Source organism: Chryseobacterium angstadtii (genome assembly GCF_001045465.1).
In the GTDB taxonomy this organism is placed as follows: Bacteria; Bacteroidota; Bacteroidia; order Flavobacteriales; family Weeksellaceae; genus Chryseobacterium; species Chryseobacterium angstadtii.
The window spans coordinates 83,403-105,130 of record NZ_LFND01000007.1 but is presented as its reverse complement, the minus strand read 5'-3'; the positions used below and the strand labels follow the sequence as shown (position 1 = coordinate 105,130).

The window sequence follows — 21,728 nt, the reverse complement described above, 5'->3', positions numbered from 1 at the left end:
CTTCGGATTATAGACATCAGATGACCGATTTCAGATAACAGACTAATGACAGGTCTGATATCTGAAATCTTGTATCTGGAATCTTATTTTAATTTTTCATTATTCTGATGCCGCTCTTTATCGCGGTCAGTTTTGATTTTCATTTTTTTGTCAAAAGCTTCCTGCAGATTCACTCCCGTCTGATTGGCTAAACATAAGGTTACAAACAATACATCTGCCAGTTCTTCTCCGAGATCTTTGCTTTTATCACTTTCTTTTTCACTTTGTTCACCATATCTCCTTGCGATGATTCTGGCTACTTCGCCTACTTCTTCGGTAAGCATTGCCATATTGGTGAGTTCATTGAAATAACGGACACCAATGGTTTTGATCCATTCGTCTACCTGTTGCTGAAGCTGTGTAATTTCCATTATTGATATGCTCCAAGAGTTGGGTTAGCCGTTCTAGATACATTCACGATATCAAAAGGTACAGTTCCTGCTGTTACCAGATTTCCTTTTCCTCTGGCAGGAGATGTTGTTTTTACTCTTAAATTCATCTTGGCAGCAAAATAATTAAGGAACTCAGGATCCTGATTTTTGATACTCTGTACCACATTAGGGCTGGTGTCAAAATTAAATCCTGCTTCCGGTACTCCTGAATATTTGATCAGTGAGTTTTGAATAAGGAATTCAAACTGCTGGCCCGGTGTCTGTTCAAGATTAACGGAGTTGTCCCTGTCTGAAAAGACAATGCTGTTCCTGATATCCAGACGCTGAAGAGCTCCCTGTTCTGTAGTACCTGCCGCATTTTTCCATTCATTGGCTGCCGTAATTCCGTTTCTGTTGAACGATCCCATTGTTTTAGAATAATTGGCAATGGTAGCATGAGTATAGCTGTGGTTTCCTCCTCTGAAAATACCGATGCATGACTCGCCGCAGTTGTTCATTACCAGGTTTTCAGCAGTAACGGCAGAACCTACTGCATAAATACCATATTCAAAAAAAGTATGAATGAATGAGTTTCTGATATTGGCAGTATTCTGTTTCATATCCAGACCTCTGGTCCCTCCGAAGAGTCTGGCAAAATTCATATTAAGATTGGAATTGGCCTCCATTCGGATAGAATTCCAGTTTTTAGGAAGAGTGTCGTGGTCCAGATCATTTCGGTCTCCACGGAGAATAACTTCATCGTTCAGTGCCCCGTTGATATTTAATGTAGCCCCCGTTGATACTTTCATACCGCTATTGGTATGGAAATAAACTTTGGTTCCCGGCTGAATATCCAATGTGATATTAGGATTGATGGTAAGATCTCCATAAATAATTTTAGCCTTGTTGTTATTCCAGGTGGTGTGGGTGGTAATCAGGTTAGGATTCGTTGGAGTCTCGATGAAAAATTCGGCATCCTGCACCACTGAAAACAGAGTCACATGCTGTTGTCCCGCACCGCTGCTGAAGGAGATTTTGTCTTCTGCAATGGCTTCAGGGCCTGTTGCCTGTGGGGCAATTTCAACAAAAATATACATACTGTCTTTTTTTCTCAGAGGCACATCTTTGAAATCATAGCCGGGTTTTCCGTCTACATTGATTCTGTATAATGAAGCAGCTCCTTTTTCCAGATTGATTCTGGGGATCATAATATCTTTGTCTTCATTATTATATACCTTTACAAAATACGTTTCGGAACGTACCTGATGATAAACCGTATCACAGAATACCGTGTCCTTTGAAAAACGTAACTGCTGTGAAGGCGCATCAAAGGTAATATCGTCTTTATTACATGATACCGCTACAAGTAGCATCCAGAAAGAAAAAGCCAGTAATAGTTTGAATTTCATCGAAATTAAAGTTTAAATAGATTCCAAATTTAACGAAAATACTTTGAATTTCTTATCTAATAAAAAAAATGGATTCTGTGTTTGGATATTTGAAAAAATGTCGTACTTTTGCAACCTAAAATTAGCAGAGAAATACCATTACTATTTCGAAAGCAAACTTTAATTTTTTAAAAATTGTATTATGAAAAAAGGAATCCACCCAGAAAATTATAGACTTGTTGTTTTCAAAGATATGAGTAACGACGAGGTGTTTCTTTGCAAATCTACTGCAGAAACAAAAGATACTATCGAATTCGAAGGACAAGAGTACCCATTGATCAAAATGGAAATCTCTTCAACTTCTCACCCTTTCTACACTGGTAAAGTGAAACTAGTTGACACTGCAGGTAGAGTTGATAAGTTCATGAACAAATACAAAAAATTCGCTAAGTAATTTTTTGTTGTCCAAACATACTAGGGTCTTCCAATTTATTGGGAGACTTTTTTTATATACAGATGTTAGAGATTAGAAGTTAGAAGTTAGTGGGTTGCAGTCATGCTTTTTACTTTATATCCATAAATAACAATTGTGTTCTTTCCAAACAGAAAGACAGGTATTCTTATTAAGACTTCCATAAACTAATTTCTAACTTCTAATTTCGTATTTTTGTTCAGAATAGAAATCAGAGGCCGCGAATTATCCGGAAATCACAAAACTCCTATGTTCCGGCCTCTAACTTCTAATCTCTAATCTCTAACTTCTATATAATGCAATTAGTATTTTCAGATGCTCAGTACTGGGAAGATTTTCTCCCGCTTACCTTTACCCGCCCTGTTGCCGCCATGCGGTGCGGAATCCTTACTTTTTCCGAGCGGTGGCAAAAGATTCTGGGAAATACTGAAGTCACTTACTTTACCGAAAATTTTCTTCAGAATAAATTTAAAAATCCCGAAGAAAAAGAAAGCCTTTTCCTGGTAACGAATTTTTTGCCCACAGAAACAGTGATTCAGCAGATCAAAGATCTTAAACAGGGAGAAGCTCTGGTTTATGAAGATGAGCTTATCGCGGCAAGAATTAATATGAAAGGATTTTCCCTGAATCAGATTGAAAAGATGACGGATATTAAAGAAGATCTTACCTTTTTTAAAAGACCAGCCGATCTGTTTACCTATAATCACCTCGCCATTGATTTCGATTTTGATTTGCTTACGAGAGGAAGAACTTCTCAGGAATTATCTTCTACCAATGGATTTTTAGGTGAGAAAAAAGATCTTTTTATTGAAGAAGGAGCACAGATAGAATTTTCTACCCTTAATACAAAAACAGGAAAGATTTATATTGGAAAGAATGCTGAAGTGATGGAAGGCTGTCATCTTCGCGGGCCTATATCATTGGGAGATGATTCCAAATTCAATCTGGGATCTAAAATTTATGGAGCGACCACTGTGGGACCTCACTGTAAAGTAGGCGGTGAAGTGAATAATATCATCATATTTGGCTATTCAAGTAAAGGACATGAAGGATTTATCGGAAATTCAGTGATTGGTGAATGGTGTAATTTCGGAGCAGATACGAATTCTTCCAATCTTAAAAATAACTACAGCCATGTAAAACTCTGGAATTACAGAACGAAAGCTTTTGAAGACACAGGGCTTCAGTTCGCCGGGCTTATTATGGGAGATCATTCTAAAACGGCCATCAATACCCAGCTGAATACAGGAACGGTGGTAGGTGTTGCTTCCAATATATTTAAACCCGGTTTTCCTCCCAATCTTGTGGAAAATTTTTCCTGGGGCGGATGCAAAGATGATGAAAGGTTTAAACTCGATAAAGCCTATGAAGTGGCAGAAAGAGCTATGGACAGAAGGAAAGTGCCGTTAACGGACGATGATAAAGCTATTTTAAAATATATTTTTGATACCTATTAATATTGAAAGCCTCCAATTCGGAGGCTTTTATTGTATTGGGGATAACTTGAAACGTTTTTTGTTAACCGCAGATTTTCACAGATGATTATTCAAATATTCTTTAACCATTAAGAAGAATGAAGATGATAAGAAGTATTAATACGAAATTAAATGATTTTTTGTAAAACTTGAGTGTACTTTTCTGAAGCAGGATTTTAAACTAAAAAAACTTTTGTGACTTTTGTGGTTGAAAATATTCTTTTTTAACCGCAGATTTCACAAATTTTCACAGATGATTGTGTTTATGAAACTGTAGAATGTTTATTATAATAGATAAATGCTTTGTAATTTAAAAAGAATATGTGTTCTTCTGAGAAAATCTGCGGTTAATAAAAAGAGAATTCATACTTAATAAACTTCCGTCTTTTATGAAGTTATTAGCATAAAAAATAGCAAAAACCTGAAGATTTTCAATTGATCTTTCAGAAAAGAAAAAAAAAGTATTTTTATAAACATCATTCAAATGCTTTTACAGACAGGCTTTATAAATATGGAGGGGAAGCAAAATGCAAAAAACATCATTTTTTTTATAATGTAGTGTAATAGAATTGAGATTTTAATTGTCTTACTAATAGAAACAAAACTCATGACCCAAGAAACTTTCAAGAATACGGTGTTTATTCTCAAAGACGAGATGTATCGTTTTGCGAAAAGATTCGTTATGAGCAGTGATGAAGCAGAGGATGTGGTGCAGGACCTGATGATGAAATTCTGGCAAAAGAAGGAGGAACTGGAGCAGTTTGGAAATTTGAAATCCTACGCTCTGAAATCCGTCCGGAACGAATGTCTGAACAGGCTGAAACACCATGATGTGAAGTTAGGATTTGCAGATTTGCAGCTTCACCGCTCAGAATTGTACAGCATGGATATCAACAATCTGAAGGAGCATATTATTGGATTCATTAATCAGCTTCCGGAAAAACAGAAAATGGTGATCCATCTGAAAGACGTAGAAGAATATGAAGTCTCGGAAATCTCCGAAATGCTTGAGATGGAAGAAAACGCAGTAAGAGTGAATCTGATGCGGGCGAGACAAAAAGTAAAAGAACAAATATCACAACTGATGAGCTATGAACAAAGATCAATTTCAGAATAAATACGACGAAATCTTCCAAGAAATAAAGGAAGATAAAATGGATTGGAGCTTTGAAGACTTTCTTCAGAAAACAGAGGAAGGAGCTCCCGGTACAGAAACAAATGAAGTGCCTATTATCCCGCTCCAAAAGAATACACCTTCTTTCCCGAAATGGTTTTGGATGGCGGCCGGAATTGTGTTTCTTTTCAGCATAGGTTTCTTTTTTAATCATTACAGAACCGGTGCCATTGAAAAAGAGCAATTGGTGAAAAATGAGGTTTTAAAACAGAAATCGAAATTCATAGAAGAAAATAATGATCACCAGGAGCAGGTAGCAGTCAATCATACGGATTCTATTTCCGGTGCTAAAAAAGATTCTGTGTTTCAGGATAATCCGATAGCGGAAAAAGATGTACTGGATGAGATTCTTCCGAAAAGAGGAAGGCTTAAAAAAGAAACAAGACCGAGATTTGTAAACAATACGTCTTCCAAAAATAAAGCCCTAAAAGACTCTACAGGCTATAAAGACTCTTACGTTATTGTAAATGGTAAAAGGATAGATAATGTAGAAGAAGCTATTAATGTGACTAAATACTCATTCCAGATATTTGCAAATAACGTTAGTGAAAAATTAGTACAGCCAGCCGTCGTAAACGACGATTATTAACCCTAAAAAGATTATGCACCTGATCAGGCAAAAAATAATCATCTTAAAGAATAAAAATTGACTCATGAAAAAAATACTCATACTGTTTGCGCTTGCCTTTTCCCACTTTTTTACGGTGTACGGGCAGCGGGATAAATTCGACATGCTTTTCGACAGATATCAGGAAGTAGAAGGGGTGACCTCTATTAAAATTGCAAAGCCTATGTTCGGCATGCTCAGCAGTCTTAATATTGACGATTCACAACTGGATCAGATCAAACCGTTACTTTCTAAAATAAACGGCCTGAAAATTCTTATCACGGAAGGTTCCGATAAGGATAATTCAACCGAAGGACGCAAAATTCAGGATAACTTATCCAGATTAAGCAAAGATGTTTCGCTGTATCTGAAAAATTTGAACTACAACGAGATCATGTCCGTTAATAATTCCGGAGCGAAAATTAAATTTCTTGCTTCTGATGTAAAAGATGGGATGCTGGATGATCTGTTGCTGAGTATTAACAGCGGAAAAGGAGAGAATATTCTGGTGATGCTGGATGGTAAACTTTCTATGGATGATGTCAACAAGATCATCAACTCCAGCGAGACCAAAACCAGTTCTTCAACCAGTACCAAAACCAATAGTTTTACTTCGGAGAACAATTCCTCTTACCTTAACGGGGAAGCGAGAAATGTGGGTGAGTTTTCAGGAATTCAGGTAAGTACAGGCGTGAATTTGGTTTTCAAACAGGAAAGCCCTACCAACGTTAAAGTAATTGCCGATGCAGACAAACTTCAGTACATCATCACCAAAGTGGAGAACGGAATTCTGAAGGTATATGTAGACAATAAGGGAACGAAGAATTTAAGATTCAAAAACCTAAGTGTAAACGTTTCTTCACCAAGAATGGACAATGTTAAAGTATCTTCCGGAGCCAATTTCAATGTGGTCAATTCTATACGAGAAGAAAATATAAGCATTGATCTATCTTCCGGAGCTAATATAAAAGGAGACTTTAAAATTGCGAATACAGCAGATATTTCCACTTCTTCAGGGGCCAATATCAGGGCTGGAATTACAGCGGGAACCATCATGGTAAAGGCTTCTAGTGGATCTAATGCAGCTATTGAAGGAAAAGCTACTTCGGGAATTATAGACATCAGCAGCGGAGCATTGGTAAAAGCAGACGAACTGAAACTGGTACAGCTTGAAGCTGAAGCCACGTCAGGAGGAAATCTTTCTGTAAATGTATCCGACAGGCTGAAAGTAAAAGCTTCTTCAGGAGGACTGGTAAGATATAAAGGAAGACCGGAAATAGAATCCAATATCAGCAAATCATCCGGAGGAACTCTGAAACCAATTGATTAAAAATTGATCACCATGAAAACTTTAATAAACATTTTTTTAGGAATCTTTGCCGTGCTGCTGCTTCAGTCATGCGTGGTTTCAGGAAGACCCAATATGGACTTCGTTAAGCATTCGGAACATGATTTTAAAGGAGCCCGATTCGCAAGTTTTAATGTACCTGTGTTTTTAGCAAAACCGTTTATCAAACGAGCATTAAGAGAAGACGGAGAAAGTGAAGAGGTGATTGCTCTGATCAAAAAAGTATCAAAAATAAAGATAATGACGGTGGATAACGGGAATAAGGAAATGCTGAACGAATACTCCAGATATTTAAATGATAATGATTTTGAAGATTGGGCTACCATAAAGCATGATGGTGAAAACGTTAACGTAAGAGTGAAACAAAGCGGAGAAACCATCAAAAATATGATGATCACGGTCAATTCCGCTAAAGAATTGGTTTTTGTAGATGTAAGAGGAAGTTTTACGGCTAATGATATATCTAAAATGATCAACGCGGCTACTGACAAATAGTTTTTAACACCAAAACACAATACCCAATTTATGATGGAAAAGCTAATAAAAGAAGTACGTATTCTAAAGATTTACGCAGTTTCCCTTACTGTTTCTTGTGCCCTTTTTTTCTTTTTTGGATTTAAAAACCAGTATTCCAGCCAGCGTTTTGAAGAAATAGATGTAGAGCGGATCAATATTGTAGAGAAAGACGGAACACTTAAAATGGTCATCAGCAATAAAAAGCGTCAGCATCCCGGAATGTTTAATAACAAGAGCCTGAAACCAAGAGAAAGAGAAGCCGGAATGATTTTCTTCAATGAATTGGGAGACGAATGCGGAGGCCTTGTATACGGTGCGGATAAAGACGGTTCAGGAATGGTGTATTCGGTAGATCAGAGAAATACGGATCAGATTATGCAGCTTCAATATATGGAAGGAACCGGTGATAAAAAGAAGAGGACTTATGGCCTTAAACTTTGGGACAGACCGGATGACTTTCCTATAGAAGAGATTATAAAATTTGAAGACTCTTTAAAGAAACTCAATGATCCTGTTGCCTCTAAAAAAGCGTATGCCAAGCTGAGACAGGAAGGAAAACTTACACGGGAAAGGTTCTTTGCCGGAAAAACTGCTGATGGAGATGTAGGGCTTTTTATAAAAGATACCAACGGGAAAATCCGCCTTAAAGTCTATGTGGATAAAAACAATGAGACCCATATTGAAAAGCTGGACGAAAGCGGAAAGGTTATTCAATAGAGAATAAAAAAACAAGTAGTTTTCTACTATACTTATTATTTTGTACTAAAGAACCGTTCCTAATAAGAGCGGTTTTTCGATTTAAGTTATTGATTATTAAATTTTATTTAAACTATTAAAAAGGATTTTCATATCTCGCCAAAATAACCTAATTTTGCAAAGAAAGTAAAGATGTCTATTCATAACAAAATTGTAGAGACAGCCATCACTTTCGATGACGTTCTTCTAGTCCCTTCTTATTCAGAAGTTTTACCTAATCAGGTATCATTAAAATCAAGACTTACCGACAAAATTACGCTGAATGTTCCGATAGTTTCTGCTGCGATGGACACAGTTACTGAAGGAGATCTGGCCATTGCTCTGGCAAGAGTGGGAGGTTTAGGTTTTATCCACAAAAACATGACGATCGCTGAGCAGGCTGCACAGGTAAACCGTGTAAAACGTTCAGAAAACGGAATGATCTCCGATCCGGTTACCCTTTCAAAAGACCATACGCTGGCTCAGGCCAAAGAAACAATGGCTAAGTATAAAATTTCCGGCCTTCCTGTAGTAGATGCAGATAATGTGCTGATTGGAATTATTACCAACAGAGACGTAAAATATCAGGAAAATCTTGATATGAAGGTGGAAGAGATTATGACTAAAGATAATCTGATCACTTCTGATAAAAATACCAACCTTGAGAAAGCCAAAGAAATTCTTCTTAAAAACAGAGTTGAAAAACTTCCGATTGTAGATAAAGACAATAAACTGGTTGGTCTTATCACCATTAAAGATATAGACAATCAGCTGGAATATCCAAACGCTAATAAAGATGGCAACGGCCGCCTTATCGTAGGAGCCGGAGTGGGAGTCGGAGAAGATACTTTAGACAGAATTGCTGCTTTGGTAAAGGCAGGTGTGGATATTATCGGTATAGATTCTGCTCACGGGCATTCAAAAGGAGTTTTAGATAAAATTGCTGAAATCAGAAAAACATATCCGGATCTGGATATCGTAGGAGGAAATATTGTCACTGCAGAAGCGGCAAAGGACCTTATTGAAGCAGGTGCAAACGTTCTTAAAGTAGGAGTAGGACCAGGATCTATCTGTACAACCAGAGTGGTTGCAGGAGTTGGGGTACCTCAGTTATCTGCTATTTATAATGTATACGAATACGCTGCATCCAAAAATGTAACGGTAATTGCTGACGGAGGAATTAAACTTTCCGGAGACATCGTTAAAGCAATTGCAAGTGGAGCAGGGGCCGTAATGCTTGGATCTCTTTTAGCAGGAACCGATGAGGCTCCGGGAGAAGAAATTATTTTCCAGGGAAGAAAATTCAAGTCTTATCAGGGAATGGGAAGCTTGTCTGCAATGAAAAGAGGAGGAAAAGAAAGATATTTCCAGAGTGAAGCTAAGAAATTCGTTCCGGAAGGAATTGAAGGAAGAGTGCCGCACAAAGGAAAATTAGAAGATGTAATTTTCCAGCTTACGGGAGGCTTAAGAGCAGGTATGGGATACTGTGGAGCTAAAGATATTGAAGCTTTACAGAAAGATACCAAAATGGTGATGATTACCGGAAGCGGATTGAAAGAATCTCATCCACATGACGTAATTATTACTCAGGAAGCTCCGAATTATTCTTTTTAGAATTTATTTAAATCAATATAAAAATGCCGTGCAGAAGAGACTGTACGGCATTTTTTTATGCAGATATAAATCAAAGATGTGTAATTACTATTCTCTTTAAAAGCCATGTCAAGGTTTTAAACCTTGACATGGCTACTTATAAAAATCTCCTGTTATTTTGTTTTCGGTATCAACAGCTTCCATTTTCCCACTTCAAACTGTTTGGTCTCTATAATACCGATACAAAAATAGCCTCCGGGCAATACCGGAGGCTACATCAATAATCAATTAATGCTATAAAGACATTATATTTCTATTTTTTCACAAATTTGAATTCATGGGATTCAAAATTCTTCGTACTGATTTTTAAGACATAGACTCCGGCAGGAAGTTGTGAAACATCCACCTTCGAATCAAATGCATCAGATTTTACAAGACGGCCGTCTACATTATAGATCTGAACAGACTGTCCGTTTTCAATTCCTGAAATACGGATCACATCTGAAACCGGATTTGGGAAAATCTGAATTTTAGACTTCGTAACATCCGATGTTGCCAGAGGGCTGCTGTGTACATCTCCTGTCATTGTAGAATTGGTTCCCGTAAGGTTTCCTCCGCACTGCCCGTTGGTGGCTGCCGTATTTTCTACCCATGTCCCGAAGGTATTGCTTGGCGGTCTCTGGCTGCCTGCGTTTCCTGTAGAATTATAATAGATCAGAGAAGGAGTGGTGAAAGTTCCGTTGCCTTCGTCAGCAAGAAATTCCCATCTTGTAAGCGTATTATTCCAACGGATTTTAAACTCACATGTTCCCAATCCTCCACAAGGCTGTCCGTCTACCGGTGTCGTGATGTAAATGTTTTTATTAAATGAATCCACTCCGGTTTTCGTAAATACAAAATTCTGGTTGTCAAACAGATTATGACACCCATTGAAAGTAATGGTCTGTGCAGCCACTGAACTTCCAAGAGCTATAGCTAATAAGTATAGAGCTTTCATAACTTATTAATTAAATGATGGGTAAATACCTTGCAGGGCAATAATACATCTCAGGGTTACGAAAGGAGGTCTGTTCTCATGCGGCTGAGAACCCCCTGCTGTATTGAGCATAGTAGCCTTCATGTTTGTGTTGGCAGTGGCATCAGAATATTCTTTATCTAAAAGTTTGGTATCTGCAGGAAGATTCCCTGTAGGAGTGTTCTGATTTCCTTCAGCCGTTACTGCATTTACCGTATGATTGTGCATAGGCATCTGTTGCTGAGTCAGAGTAACAGTTTCGCTGCCTCCTATTTCTCCCACCACATAATTCTGAAGGCCGGGACCCTGCCCCTGAGAAATAACAACTCTTCCTCTCATATCCGGTAAAGCAAAAGTCGTAGTTCCGTTTCCTCCGTAAGTGGTACCGATCAGTGAAAAAAGTGCAGTGTTTTGTGCGATTGACATTATTTGTCCGCTGCAATCCGCCCATCCGTTAGGGGTTCTGGAATAAGGAACAAAAGCAATTTGGCCAAGAAAAGGCTCAGACTGTGCCATTAAAGTAGAAGTGAATGCACTGCTTATCAGCAGCGTACATGCTAAGATTAAGTTTTTCATGATGATTATTTTAGTGATGTAAAATTATAAAATATTTCGGATAAAATAATTATGTCAAGAAAAAACCTTTCAGAATTAACTGAAAGGTAAAATTTTATTAATGTAAATTTCTGTTATCGTGGATTTTTTCTCTATTCGCCAAGCATCTTATGATACGCTGCAATATGAAGATATCCTTCTTCTTTGATGCTTACTTCAAGTTGGTGTTTTGCTGCTGCCTCGCGGATCTCTTTAGGAGACATACTTCCTTTTTTGCTCAGCTCAATACTGATGTCTTTCAGAAGATCTACATGAAGGATAAGATCTTCTCTGGTTTTTTTAGCCAGATCCTGTATCAGTTTTTCAATTTTCTTATCGGTAATGTCATGTCGCATGCGGTGCTGATAATCTTCAAGACTGTATGAAGCCTGATATTCCTCATCAAACCCATATTTTCGGATATAATCAGCGGCCAGGGCTGTGGCTTGTTCTCTGTCGTGGCTTCTTCCGATGCTTGCATTTTTTTCACCAAAAACAATTTCCTCTGCAATACCTCCGGCCAGATAAATTTTAATCTTATCCACAATGCTCTCCTTGGTATCATGAATCTGGTGGGGGAATGTGAATCCGGCGGCATAGCTGCTGGCTACCTTGCTTTTCAGCTGAAGCGGGGCAAAACCGGTGTAAAGCATATAGCAGACTGCATGTCCGCATTCATGAACGCTGATATTGGCTATTGCGTCCTGCTGATTGGATTGGCGTATGCTGTCAATCCTTCCCGTGTAAGGAATCTCAATCGTGCGCTGGGCTATAGTCCCGATAATTTTCTTTTCCACTTCCGAATAGTCAATCTCAATGGATTGATCATCGTGGATAATGGCTTCGAAAAGAAATTTGCTGAGGTTCGTGTCCAGAATATCAACTACACTGCTGAATACAGGGCGTACCCCCTGAACAGGAAAAACTCCGTTTCTGTAGATCAGCTCATTGATGTTTTTAGTCACCTTTAAACTGACCCCGAATTTTGATTTTGTCTTTGTTTTAAGCGTATTAATCTCCCTTTGGATAAGCTTTTGAAAATTTTCTGTTTTTAATGAAAAATAGATCAGATGGATATTTCCGAAACGGGCTACCTGCTCCGGACGGAACTTTCTCGACAGGGCATTCTTGATATCAACAACAGTGATTTTCTTTGTAAACGCATGATAAATATTGGCATCTATATCTGCTTCACTGGTTTCACGGGACATCTGAAACGCCTCATCCAGATTTCCACTGATGATGATCAGCATTTTGCTGTAGTCTACAGGTTCGTAAATCTTCTTTTCCTTCTGTTTTTTCAGGATAAGTTTGATCATATCTTCCTCCTTCATATCAATAATGCTCATCACATCATCGTCCATGCTGAGGTATTTTTTCAGTTCTTTGGCATCCCACAGATTCAGGTAAGGATTTTCTTCCATTTCTGTTTCGCCGTTCATTTTGCGTCGGTCATTTTCCTTTTTACGCAAAAGATAGGAGAAGAGATAATGTTCAAGATCATCACGTTCCCTTCTGCTTAATCGCCCATCACTTAAAAGCTCCCAGAAATCGGTGAACTTCGTTTGCGGAACGGGAGTGCCATCGGGGTCAATGGTGTTGAAACGCTGTATTTCGTCAAAGAGAACTATGCTGGGTTTCTCATCATTGAGGCGGTTGCTTTGAAAAATATCGGCAACACTTTTGCTCCAGGTCGTTTCATCGCTGTTGCTTAGTTCTATTTCTACGAAGCGGTTCTGAAATTCCAGAAACCGGATGGTTTTTCTGACAAGATCAGTTTTACCTACACCCGTCATTCCCCAAAGATTGATGACTACGGGGCGTGTCAGAATCTCAGGCATCAGATACCAGATCTGGATGTATTCCATTAAATCATCAATAATCTTATCGATCCCGATGAACTCTTTTTTAAGGAATGCTTTACAGTCGTCCAGCTTTTTCTTTTTCTTCTGGATCTCTTCTTTATCAATAATCATGCGTGAAAAGTACGCTATTTTTTTAAATTATCTTTAAAATCATCAATTCTGAAATCAGTGAGGGCATTTCCTTTTTCTATTTTTTCCCTCGCGTACAGCTTGAAGTCATTTTCTGTTTTTTCCAAAAGATGATCGTAAGGACCTACATGTGAAATAAGTTTCACCAAAACCGGAGAAATTTCCAGACAGATAAAAAGTCCCATAATAAAAGCAGCTGCCAGTCCTATAATAGCTGAGTTTTTTCCAAGCTCATCCAAAGCCTGAAGCCTTGCAGCAAACCCGTTGAATTTATCTTCAAAAGTTTCTGTAGACTTTCGTTCAGTTTCCAGATTGGTGTATACTTTGGAAATTTCTTTGTCCAGGTATTCGTTTCTGGATGCTGTTTGTTTCTGGAAGTTTTCAAGATCCAGACGGCGTTGTTCCTTCAGTTCCTGTTTACGCTTTGCGTTGGGACCATAACCTTCTTTTCCACTGGTAAGCCCGGATTGTTTTCCCAGAATTTCCTTTTCAAGTTCCACTGCTGCAGAATCATATGCTTTTTGATATTGTGCTGTTTTTTCCGCGATTTGTTTTTTTTCTGTTTCAAACGGCCCGCTTTGCTGAAGAATTCTGCCACTCATTTCAGCCTGCAACTGTTTTTTATTTCTTTGGATAATAGTATTCAGCTGTTTATTAACCTCTTTCTCAAAAATTTTAAGCTCTAAGGGCTTGGAAATAATAATACCGAGGAAGGTCGCCAGGATAAGACGGGGAATGGCCATCAGAATCTGATTCCACCAGGTTCCCGTTTTTTTGATTGAAGAGACAATGTAACGGTCCAGATTAAAAATCATTAATCCCCATAAAATACCAAATCCAATGGAAGTCCATATGTTGTCAAATACAGTATACATGGCATAGCCTGCAGACAGAGTAGCAAATACCGCTGTGAATAGCACAATTCCTCCGATGCCTGAAAATTTATTCCATTCACTCGGGGTTTTTCTTAAAATATGTATGTTTCCTCCTGAGCATATCATGAGAAACTTTTGGAACCAGTTTATTTTGTGATTCGCTTGATTTATAGTTTGTTGGTTTGTTTTCATAACTGAAAATTTATACAAATGTAATACTAAAAATCATACCAATGTAAAAGATAGTATTATGTTTTGCCAAGTAATTGAATGTTTTATTTTAATTATTTATGAATCAATTATTTATATTTCGTTGTAAGTAAATAGGAATATCTTGCCAATTTTACAGATTGAATTTATTGTTTTCGTAAAAAATTTTTATATTTGCGCCGAACTAATCAATAAATATTTGTAAAATGAAGAAAATAAGTACTGTTTTTGCTTTTTTGTTGTTTTTAAATGCTTTTTCTCAAAATGTTGAACATTTTTGCGGTTTTGACGAAGAAATGCGAAAAATGGACATTAAATTTCCAGAATTAAAGAAAAATAGAGAAGAAGTTGAGACTAAATTAAGAAATATGGACAAGCGTTCTTTTCTTAATAAAGTAGGAGGAACTACTTCCTGGAATGGATTGTATACAGGGCAGATCTATGAAATTCCTATTGTAGTACACGTTATTGAATCGAGTGCTGCAGCTAATGCAAATTTGGCTTTAACGGATCAGAATGTTATCGACTGGATCGACAGAGCGAATAAGATGTATGCTACTACCTACGGAAATGGATTTTATGCTGAAGGAGCAGGCGCAAATGGAGGAAATGTTATTCCTTTTAAACTTGTTTTGGCTAAACGATCTCCGAACTGTGAGCCTACCAGCGGAATTGTAAGATACAACGGAAGTACAATTGCTTCATATGATACCAGAGGGGTAAAGATGAATTCCACAACCGGGGCAAGCGACAACCAGATAAAAACTTTAGCACCACACTGGCCTGAAACTTCTTATTTTAATATTTATGTGGTTATCGGCTTCGATGGACAGCAGCAAAATGCCGGTGGGCTTATGGGGTATGCAAGATTCCCGGACACCTATGATTATTTCTACGAAAGCTTTATGAAAGTAGCCACCCTTAAAAATCAGCATGACACAACTCTTACTCATGAATTGGGGCATGCTTTTGGTCTGTATCATACTTTTCAGGGAATTGGCTATACAAATCAAACAGATTGTCCTGTAAACAATAATTGTGCATCTGATGGAGATATGGTCTGTGACACTTCCCCTTCGAGAAGTATGTACGGAGTTGCCGTTCCAAATAATAACAGTCAAGATCCTTGTACCAATCAGAATTATGATGGCACCCAATATAATATAATGAATTATACCAACTCTAACCGTAAATTTACTGAAGGTCAGAGAGACAGAGGGATTATGCTGATGATGGAATATAGAAAGAACCTGATTACTTCTACCGCAGGACAGGATCCGCTGACTGTTCTACCATCACCTTTTACTATGGTAGCAGCGCAGTGCAGCCCTACAGGTATTGTAAATCCGGCTAATAATAATTTTGGAATTGGAGCTACAAGGGTACAGTTTGGAACCCTGAGCAGTACTACCAACGGGTATGATTCTGATGAGCAAAGTCCAAAATATTACGAGGACTATTCGGTAGCAACTTGTATCAGACCTGCTTATTATACAGATATTCCTTTCAATTCCAGCACCGAGTTGAAAGTGACTTTTGATAATGGCTTTAATCAGGCCAATCAATTTAAAACCAAAGTATGGATTGATTATAACAACAATGGAACATTTGAAGATTCTGAATTGGTAGCCAATGATTTGTCTGCCTCTATGGCGTCAGGAGCGAGAAAGGTTGTAACAGTAGGGGTTACTCCTCCTGCCGGAGCGGTTACTAATACTTATTTAAGAATGAGAGTTTCTGTAGATGCAGCTACTTATAACGGTGCCGCATTAGCTGACGGAACTTCATGCTCGCAACCTCAGTACGGACAAGTAGAAGATTATGCAGTAAGGTTAACAGGAGCTTTAGGTACTTCTGATGTGAGAACCAACGCTGCAGAAGCAAAAATTGTTTACCTGAAATTTGAGAATAAATTGAAATTAACCGGAGGAGGAATTTTTGGAGATTATCAGATTTATGACATTAGCGGAAAGCTAATCCAAAAAGGAAATGCTAAAACTAATGAAATTCAGATTGATCGTCCACTTCCAAAAGGAACATTTATTGTTAATTACTCTGACAAAAACAAAAACGGATCAAAGAAGTTTTTAAATAACTAATTCTGACCACTGTTCATAAAAAAAGGCTCCTATTTTAGGAGCTTTTTTTATGTTTTATTTTTAATGAACAGAATTCTGTTTTAAAAGTTCGTCCGGCTGGGATATTTCTATTAATAAATTATTGATGTAAAATACGTCAGGTTCTGTCGCCCCGCTAAGATATTTTTGTATTCTAAGGATGTGGAGTTCATAGAAAAATACTCAAAATTGACATTATTTGTGTTAAATCTTAATAATACTATTTTTCACGTGTTAAAAAATGTTAAATTTGGTTCGGAATTATAAAAACTAATATTAAATACACAAAAGATGAAGAAATTCTACTTGGGTGCGTTCTCTTTATGCACCGTTCTTGGGTTGTCTGCCCAGGAAGTATTGTGGCAGAAAGATATCCAATCTTCTACGCAGGATTTTTTAAGCCAGGTTACGACTACTATTGATCAGCAGTATCTTATTTCGGGAAGTTCTATTCGTTCCCTTCGAGAGCCTCAGGGAACGGGGAAGCAAAATAACGGTTATGATTTTCACTTAATCAAATTAAACCAGCAAGGTGAGCAGGTATGGGAAAAATACCTCTCCGGGAATAACCATGACTATTTGTCGGCTTCTGTAGCCACTCAGGAAGGAGGATTTCTTCTGGCAGGAACTTCTTATTCCGGAAAAGGATTGGATAAAAAAGAAGACTCTAAAGGCGGATCTGATATCTGGCTCGTAAGACTCAATGAATTTGGAGATGAACTATGGCAGAAAACTTTGGGCAGCTCTTCGGATGAGGAAGCGAGATCTGTTATTCAGACGACGAATTTGGGATTTTTTGTAGCCGGAAATGTCACCCTTCGAGAACCTCAGGGTACGGCTAAAGGTTACGGTTCAAAAGATGTCTTGATTTCAAGATTGGATAAAAACGGAAAAGTACTTTCTGAAACCATTCTCGGTGGAAAAGGCCTGGATGAAGTGGAGAAAATAATTCCTACGAGAGATGGAGGAGCACTGTTAGGGATTTATTCCAGAAGTTCCACAAGCATCAATGATAAAAGATCAATGATAAATGATGTAAAGCAGTCCAATAGAAATGGTGCGTCTTCCAGCATCAATGATCATTTATCAAACATCAATTATTCAAAGAATTCCGAAAACTTCGGTGAAGGCGACTACTGGATTGTTAAGCTCGACAAAACCGGAAAAGTAGAATGGGAGAAGAATTATGGAGGAAAAGGTGATGATCATATCAGAACATTAGCCTTGACATCAACAGGCTATTTAATCGGTGGTGAATCCAGATCCGAAAGATCAGGGAATAAAACAGTTGGAATTGAAGAAGGAACAGATCTTTGGTTGCTTTCTTTGAATGAAAGAGGGGAAGAAATCTGGCAGAAGTATTACAGTTTTGGAAACAGGGATATTCTGATGGGAATGAGTGTGATTCAGAGCCAAGATTCAAGAGCCAAGAACCAGGACTTTACAAAAGGAATTCTATTGGGAGGTTATACTCAGGCAGAAAACCGTATTGAGACGGATGATGAAACTTTCTGGATGCTTTACTTAAATGAAGAAGGTAATGAGCAATGGAGAAAACATGTAAAAGGGGAATCCAGAAAAAGAGAGGAAAGACTCTCTGACATCAAATTAAACAGAGACGGTTCTATTATTCTGGCCGGAACCAGCGCCGAAGAACTTGGAAAAGAAAACTGGAAAATTGTAAAGCTTGGAGATAGCCAGATTAATAAGCTGATTGAAAAGCAGGACATCAGGATCTATCCGAATCCGGTATCTGATTATGCGTATGTGGAAATAGGATATGATTTCAAAGAAGCTGATATTATCCTTTACGATATGAGTGGAAGGCAGCTTCAGTCTATAAAGACGAAGAATAAAGTAACTAAGATCAATACTCAGAATTTAATTCAAGGGGCTTATCTGGTGACAATAAAGACGGATACGGGGAAAACGGGGAATGCTAAATTGATAAAGAAATAAAACACTATGAAAAAAAAATTAATATTAGTAGGAATTATTCTTTCCGAATTGGTGTATAGCCAGAGTGCTGCTCAGGATTATACGACCAATACTAATGATGCGGGTAAACATATTCCTAAAATTTCACCAACCAGCCCCGAATCATTCAAATTCAGTAGGTATGGAAATGTCCCTATCGGAATGTTTACCGGAGCCCCCAACATCAATATCCCCATTACAGAATTCTCAGTAGATGGAACAAGTATTCCTATTTCCTTAAACTATTCTTCCAACGGAATTAATGTTGACGAAATGAATGGTTCTGTAGGGTTGGGCTGGACTTTTATTTCAGGAGGTGTAATTACAAGAACAATAAGGGATACTCCTGATGAACAGAGTAGTTATAATAGTGGAGATGTTCCATTATTAGAAAATGCAGCTTCACAAATGACAGAATATCTGAAATTCTGTGAAATAGATGATTTTGATTCCGAACCGGATTTGTACACTGCAAATTTTGCAGGTCATAATGTGAAATTTATGATCAACAAAGCCGGGGGTATCTTTATGATTGATCAAAAAAACTACAAAATAAAAAGGAATGATAATGGTAATTTATTTTCAATTATTTTAGATAATGGTGTAAGGTATAATTTTAATGCAGTAGAGCATATATTGAATAGAACTCTTAATGCCGGCGGGCATCAACCACCATTGCAATATCCTCAATCCTGGTATTTAACCTCTGTGGTTACCACTACCGGGCAGACGATTACTCTGGAGTATCAGGATGTATCATATACTAATACTATTTCTCAATCTCAGAGTATGACTTACACCAAAGGAATACAACAAAAGTACGGAGATATAGGGTCGGGGCCAAATGGAGGGAATTCCTGCCCATTAGTAAACTATGCATTGCCATCAAATAATATTGGATTAATTGCTGATTCTGAGCAATCTGTGTCAGGTAAACAAATTAAGAAAATATATGATTCAAACAATAATTCAATTGTTTTTACCTATTCTATTCAAAACGAAAACTATTCAAAACTGACAGGCATTAAAAAATATCATAATGATATAGTAATAAATGATTTTACTTTTAATTATGTGACTACAAACTCTTCAAGATTGTTTCTCACGGAGATTCGTAATAATAAAAACGATTCTTCTCATAAATTTACTTACAATAATCCTGAGAATCTTCCTCCAAGATTAAGCTTTTCCAGAGATATGTGGGGGTATTATAATGGAGCAAGCAATACCAATCTTGTACCACAATTATTCGCAAGTACTGATACAACAGCTCCTCAATATAACGGAGCCAATCAGAATGTTAACCCTTTTTATGGACAATACGGACTATTAAAGACCATTATTTATCCAACAGGTGGAAATACTTTATTTAACTATGAAAATCACGTGAGGAAAGAAAATGTTTTGGTTCCTGCACCGGAGGTTTCTTTGGGGACTTCTACTGTAAATAATTCCAATACTTATGATTCAACGCAAGAATTAGTCATTACTCCTGCAAAGTCAGGATATGTTCGTATTGGTTTGGCCAATTATCTATATCCATATGGTAATTGTAGGGACAGCCCGGATTTAGAAACAGATAAACAAAAAGGTGAGGTATGGGTAACAGATCAGGCCGGAAATTATATGCCTTTATATGAAAATATTCCTGGTTTTGGATTTAGCCCTCTTGGCATTTCAGCAGATTCTTCATTGAACAATAATAAAACAGCTTATGTTTATGTTGAGAAAAATCAGACTGTTAAAGTTACTGTAAAAGCTTGGTTTTTTTGTTGTCAGGCCTATATCCAAGTATATTATTATGATCAGGATGATCAATATGTTTTACAGGATGTACTATTAGGTGGATATAGGGTTGCTTCAACGGTTGATACTCCGAATGACGGGTTTGCTGTAACAAGAAAATATAAGTATATAAAAGATAATGGAGATCATTCTATTCATCAGACACGGGAGCCTCTATTTAAAGAAGTTAGGAATGTTGGTTCTACATGTATGGGGTCAGTTACTAGCACACAAACTCTATTTTTGAATTATACTGCAATAACTTCATCGAATATCGGAAAATTATTCTCCTTTAATCCCAATATCTTTTATGACACTGTTGAAGAAGAAATTGAAGGTAATGGAAGAATTATTCATCATTTTAATTCTAATCAGGATTATTGGGGTAATCCGATTAAAGGAAGCCAAATCTTATCGGCTCCGTGGACGAATTCCGGATGGGATAATGGAAAAGAAGTATTAACTATATATAAGAAAAACGATAATACTATTCTAAAAAAGGTTGAGTATAATTTTGTAGAAGATGCTTCGAGAACATCATATCTTGGAGCAATTAGCCGTCGTAAGTTGTTTGAGCCCACTTTAAATGACGGAACATGGAATAATTTTGAAAACTTAGATGCTGTATATTATAAAAATATCAGTCGGTTTACCTATTTAAAATCTCAAAAGACAACAGATTACTTAGGAGGTTTGCCTGTTGTTACACAAACCGATTATTTCTATAACAATTCACAACATTACCAGCTAACTTCTGAGAAAAAGGTCCAAGCAGACCAAGCTATTCATGAAACAACTTATGAGTACGCACCTGAGAAAGGAAACCAAAAATTAATCAATGCTAATATGTTTGGAATTCCATTGGAAAGCAAGGTTGTAAAGAAACAAAATGCCAATGATGTAGGAAAAACAATTTCGAGAATTGAAACTAAATATGATGATCCAGCAACACTGCTTCCCACCTCAATATTGTCCTACAATCTTCAAAACCCAACCGTTGCTACAACCGAAGTCACTTACGATATTTACGATTCCAAAGGAAACCTCCAGCAGTACACCGGAAAAAACGGAGTTTCCACCACCATTATCTGGGGCTACAATCAAACCCAGCCTATTGCTAAAATAGAAGGAGCTAAACTTTCGGACATTTCGCAGTCATTGATTGACGCAATAGTTACCGCGTCTGTTAATGATGCCCAGCAAGGTACTAATACTTCAGAGCAAAGTCTGATTGACGCTTTAAACACCTTCAGAAACAATACAGCATTATCTTCCTATCAGATTAGTACGTATACTTACGATCCGTTAATTGGTGTAAAAAGCATCACTCCACCTTCAGGCATCAGGGAAGTTTATATATATGATACCGCCAACAGACTTGAAAAAGTAGTTGATGTCAATGGTAAAATCCTTAAAGAGTACAAATACAACTACAAAAACTAA

General features: G+C 37.4%; 17 protein-coding genes. 11 read left to right on the top strand and 6 right to left on the bottom strand.

Annotation, left to right across the window (positions count from 1 at the left end; translation table 11 throughout):
- Positions 1-83: 83 nt before the first annotated feature.
- On the bottom strand, positions 84-410 hold the full coding sequence (locus ACM46_RS19485; protein WP_034731670.1) for a nucleotide pyrophosphohydrolase: 327 nt from the start codon (positions 408-410) through the stop codon (positions 84-86).
- Positions 410-1,819: a hypothetical protein gene (locus tag ACM46_RS19480; protein WP_048508367.1), complete on the bottom strand. Its 1,410-nt coding sequence runs from the start codon at positions 1,817-1,819 to the stop codon at positions 410-412. Before ACM46_RS19480 ends, ACM46_RS19485 begins: the two co-directional genes overlap by 1 nt.
- Before the next feature lie 181 nt (positions 1,820-2,000).
- Here ACM46_RS19480 and ACM46_RS19475 point away from each other — a divergent pair, with 181 nt between their 5' ends.
- From ACM46_RS19475 to guaB, 8 genes are all read left to right on the top strand, one after another.
- Complete coding sequence (locus ACM46_RS19475; RefSeq protein ID WP_034707789.1) at positions 2,001-2,252, top strand: type B 50S ribosomal protein L31; 252 nt, start codon at positions 2,001-2,003, stop codon at positions 2,250-2,252.
- Between the two features lie 314 nt (positions 2,253-2,566).
- Complete coding sequence (locus ACM46_RS19470; RefSeq protein WP_048508366.1) at positions 2,567-3,727, top strand: putative sugar nucleotidyl transferase; 1,161 nt, start codon at positions 2,567-2,569, stop codon at positions 3,725-3,727.
- Positions 3,728-4,352: 625 nt separating this feature from the next.
- Positions 4,353-4,862: an RNA polymerase sigma factor gene (locus tag ACM46_RS19465; protein ID WP_048508365.1), complete on the top strand. Its 510-nt coding sequence runs from the start codon at positions 4,353-4,355 to the stop codon at positions 4,860-4,862.
- The gene (locus ACM46_RS19460) at positions 4,837-5,508 is read left to right on the top strand and encodes a hypothetical protein (protein ID WP_185116207.1); all 672 of its coding nucleotides are present in this window, start codon (positions 4,837-4,839) and stop codon (positions 5,506-5,508) included. The genes ACM46_RS19465 and ACM46_RS19460 overlap by 26 nt, the downstream gene beginning before the upstream one ends.
- 64 nt (positions 5,509-5,572) lie before the next feature.
- Positions 5,573-6,856 (top strand): DUF4252 domain-containing protein, encoded by a 1,284-nt coding sequence (locus tag ACM46_RS19455; protein ID WP_048508364.1) that lies wholly within the window; start codon positions 5,573-5,575, stop codon positions 6,854-6,856.
- Between the two features lie 12 nt (positions 6,857-6,868).
- Positions 6,869-7,369: a DUF4252 domain-containing protein gene (locus ACM46_RS19450; RefSeq protein ID WP_048508363.1), complete on the top strand. Its 501-nt coding sequence runs from the start codon at positions 6,869-6,871 to the stop codon at positions 7,367-7,369.
- 30 nt (positions 7,370-7,399) lie between these two features.
- Positions 7,400-8,107 carry a hypothetical protein gene (locus ACM46_RS19445; protein ID WP_241486059.1) on the top strand — a complete coding sequence of 236 codons (708 nt, stop codon included), beginning with the start codon at positions 7,400-7,402 and terminating at the stop codon, positions 8,105-8,107.
- Positions 8,108-8,278: 171 nt separating this feature from the next.
- Positions 8,279-9,739 (top strand): IMP dehydrogenase, encoded by a 1,461-nt coding sequence (gene guaB, locus ACM46_RS19440; RefSeq protein ID WP_048508362.1) that lies wholly within the window; start codon positions 8,279-8,281, stop codon positions 9,737-9,739.
- 292 nt (positions 9,740-10,031) lie between these two features.
- Here the strand turns inward: guaB and ACM46_RS19435 are convergent, their stop codons facing one another.
- The 4 genes from ACM46_RS19435 to ACM46_RS19420 all read right to left on the bottom strand — a co-directional run bounded on the left by ACM46_RS19435 (position 10,032) and on the right by ACM46_RS19420 (position 14,388).
- Positions 10,032-10,715 carry a T9SS type A sorting domain-containing protein gene (locus ACM46_RS19435; protein WP_048508361.1) on the bottom strand — a complete coding sequence of 228 codons (684 nt, stop codon included), beginning with the start codon at positions 10,713-10,715 and terminating at the stop codon, positions 10,032-10,034.
- Between the two features lie 6 nt (positions 10,716-10,721).
- A complete protein-coding gene (locus ACM46_RS19430) occupies positions 10,722-11,309 on the bottom strand; it encodes a phage tail protein (protein ID WP_083997469.1) in 588 nt (195 codons plus the stop codon).
- A 131-nt stretch (positions 11,310-11,440) separates the two neighbouring features.
- Positions 11,441-13,303 (bottom strand): AAA family ATPase, encoded by a 1,863-nt coding sequence (locus ACM46_RS19425; RefSeq protein WP_048508360.1) that lies wholly within the window; start codon positions 13,301-13,303, stop codon positions 11,441-11,443.
- Between the two features lie 14 nt (positions 13,304-13,317).
- Complete coding sequence (locus tag ACM46_RS19420) at positions 13,318-14,388, bottom strand: DUF4407 domain-containing protein (RefSeq protein ID WP_048508359.1); 1,071 nt, start codon at positions 14,386-14,388, stop codon at positions 13,318-13,320.
- A 224-nt stretch (positions 14,389-14,612) separates the two neighbouring features.
- On the opposite strand from ACM46_RS19420, the gene ACM46_RS19415 reads away from it, so the two are divergent.
- The 3 genes from ACM46_RS19415 (at position 14,613) to ACM46_RS19405 (ending at position 21,728) form a co-directional block, all read left to right on the top strand.
- Positions 14,613-16,505 carry a zinc-dependent metalloprotease gene (locus tag ACM46_RS19415; RefSeq protein WP_048508358.1) on the top strand — a complete coding sequence of 631 codons (1,893 nt, stop codon included), beginning with the start codon at positions 14,613-14,615 and terminating at the stop codon, positions 16,503-16,505.
- 309 nt (positions 16,506-16,814) lie between these two features.
- Complete coding sequence (locus tag ACM46_RS19410) at positions 16,815-18,482, top strand: T9SS type A sorting domain-containing protein (RefSeq protein WP_048508357.1); 1,668 nt, start codon at positions 16,815-16,817, stop codon at positions 18,480-18,482.
- A gap of 6 nt (positions 18,483-18,488) precedes the next feature.
- Positions 18,489-21,728: a hypothetical protein gene (locus tag ACM46_RS19405; RefSeq protein ID WP_048508356.1), complete on the top strand. Its 3,240-nt coding sequence runs from the start codon at positions 18,489-18,491 to the stop codon at positions 21,726-21,728.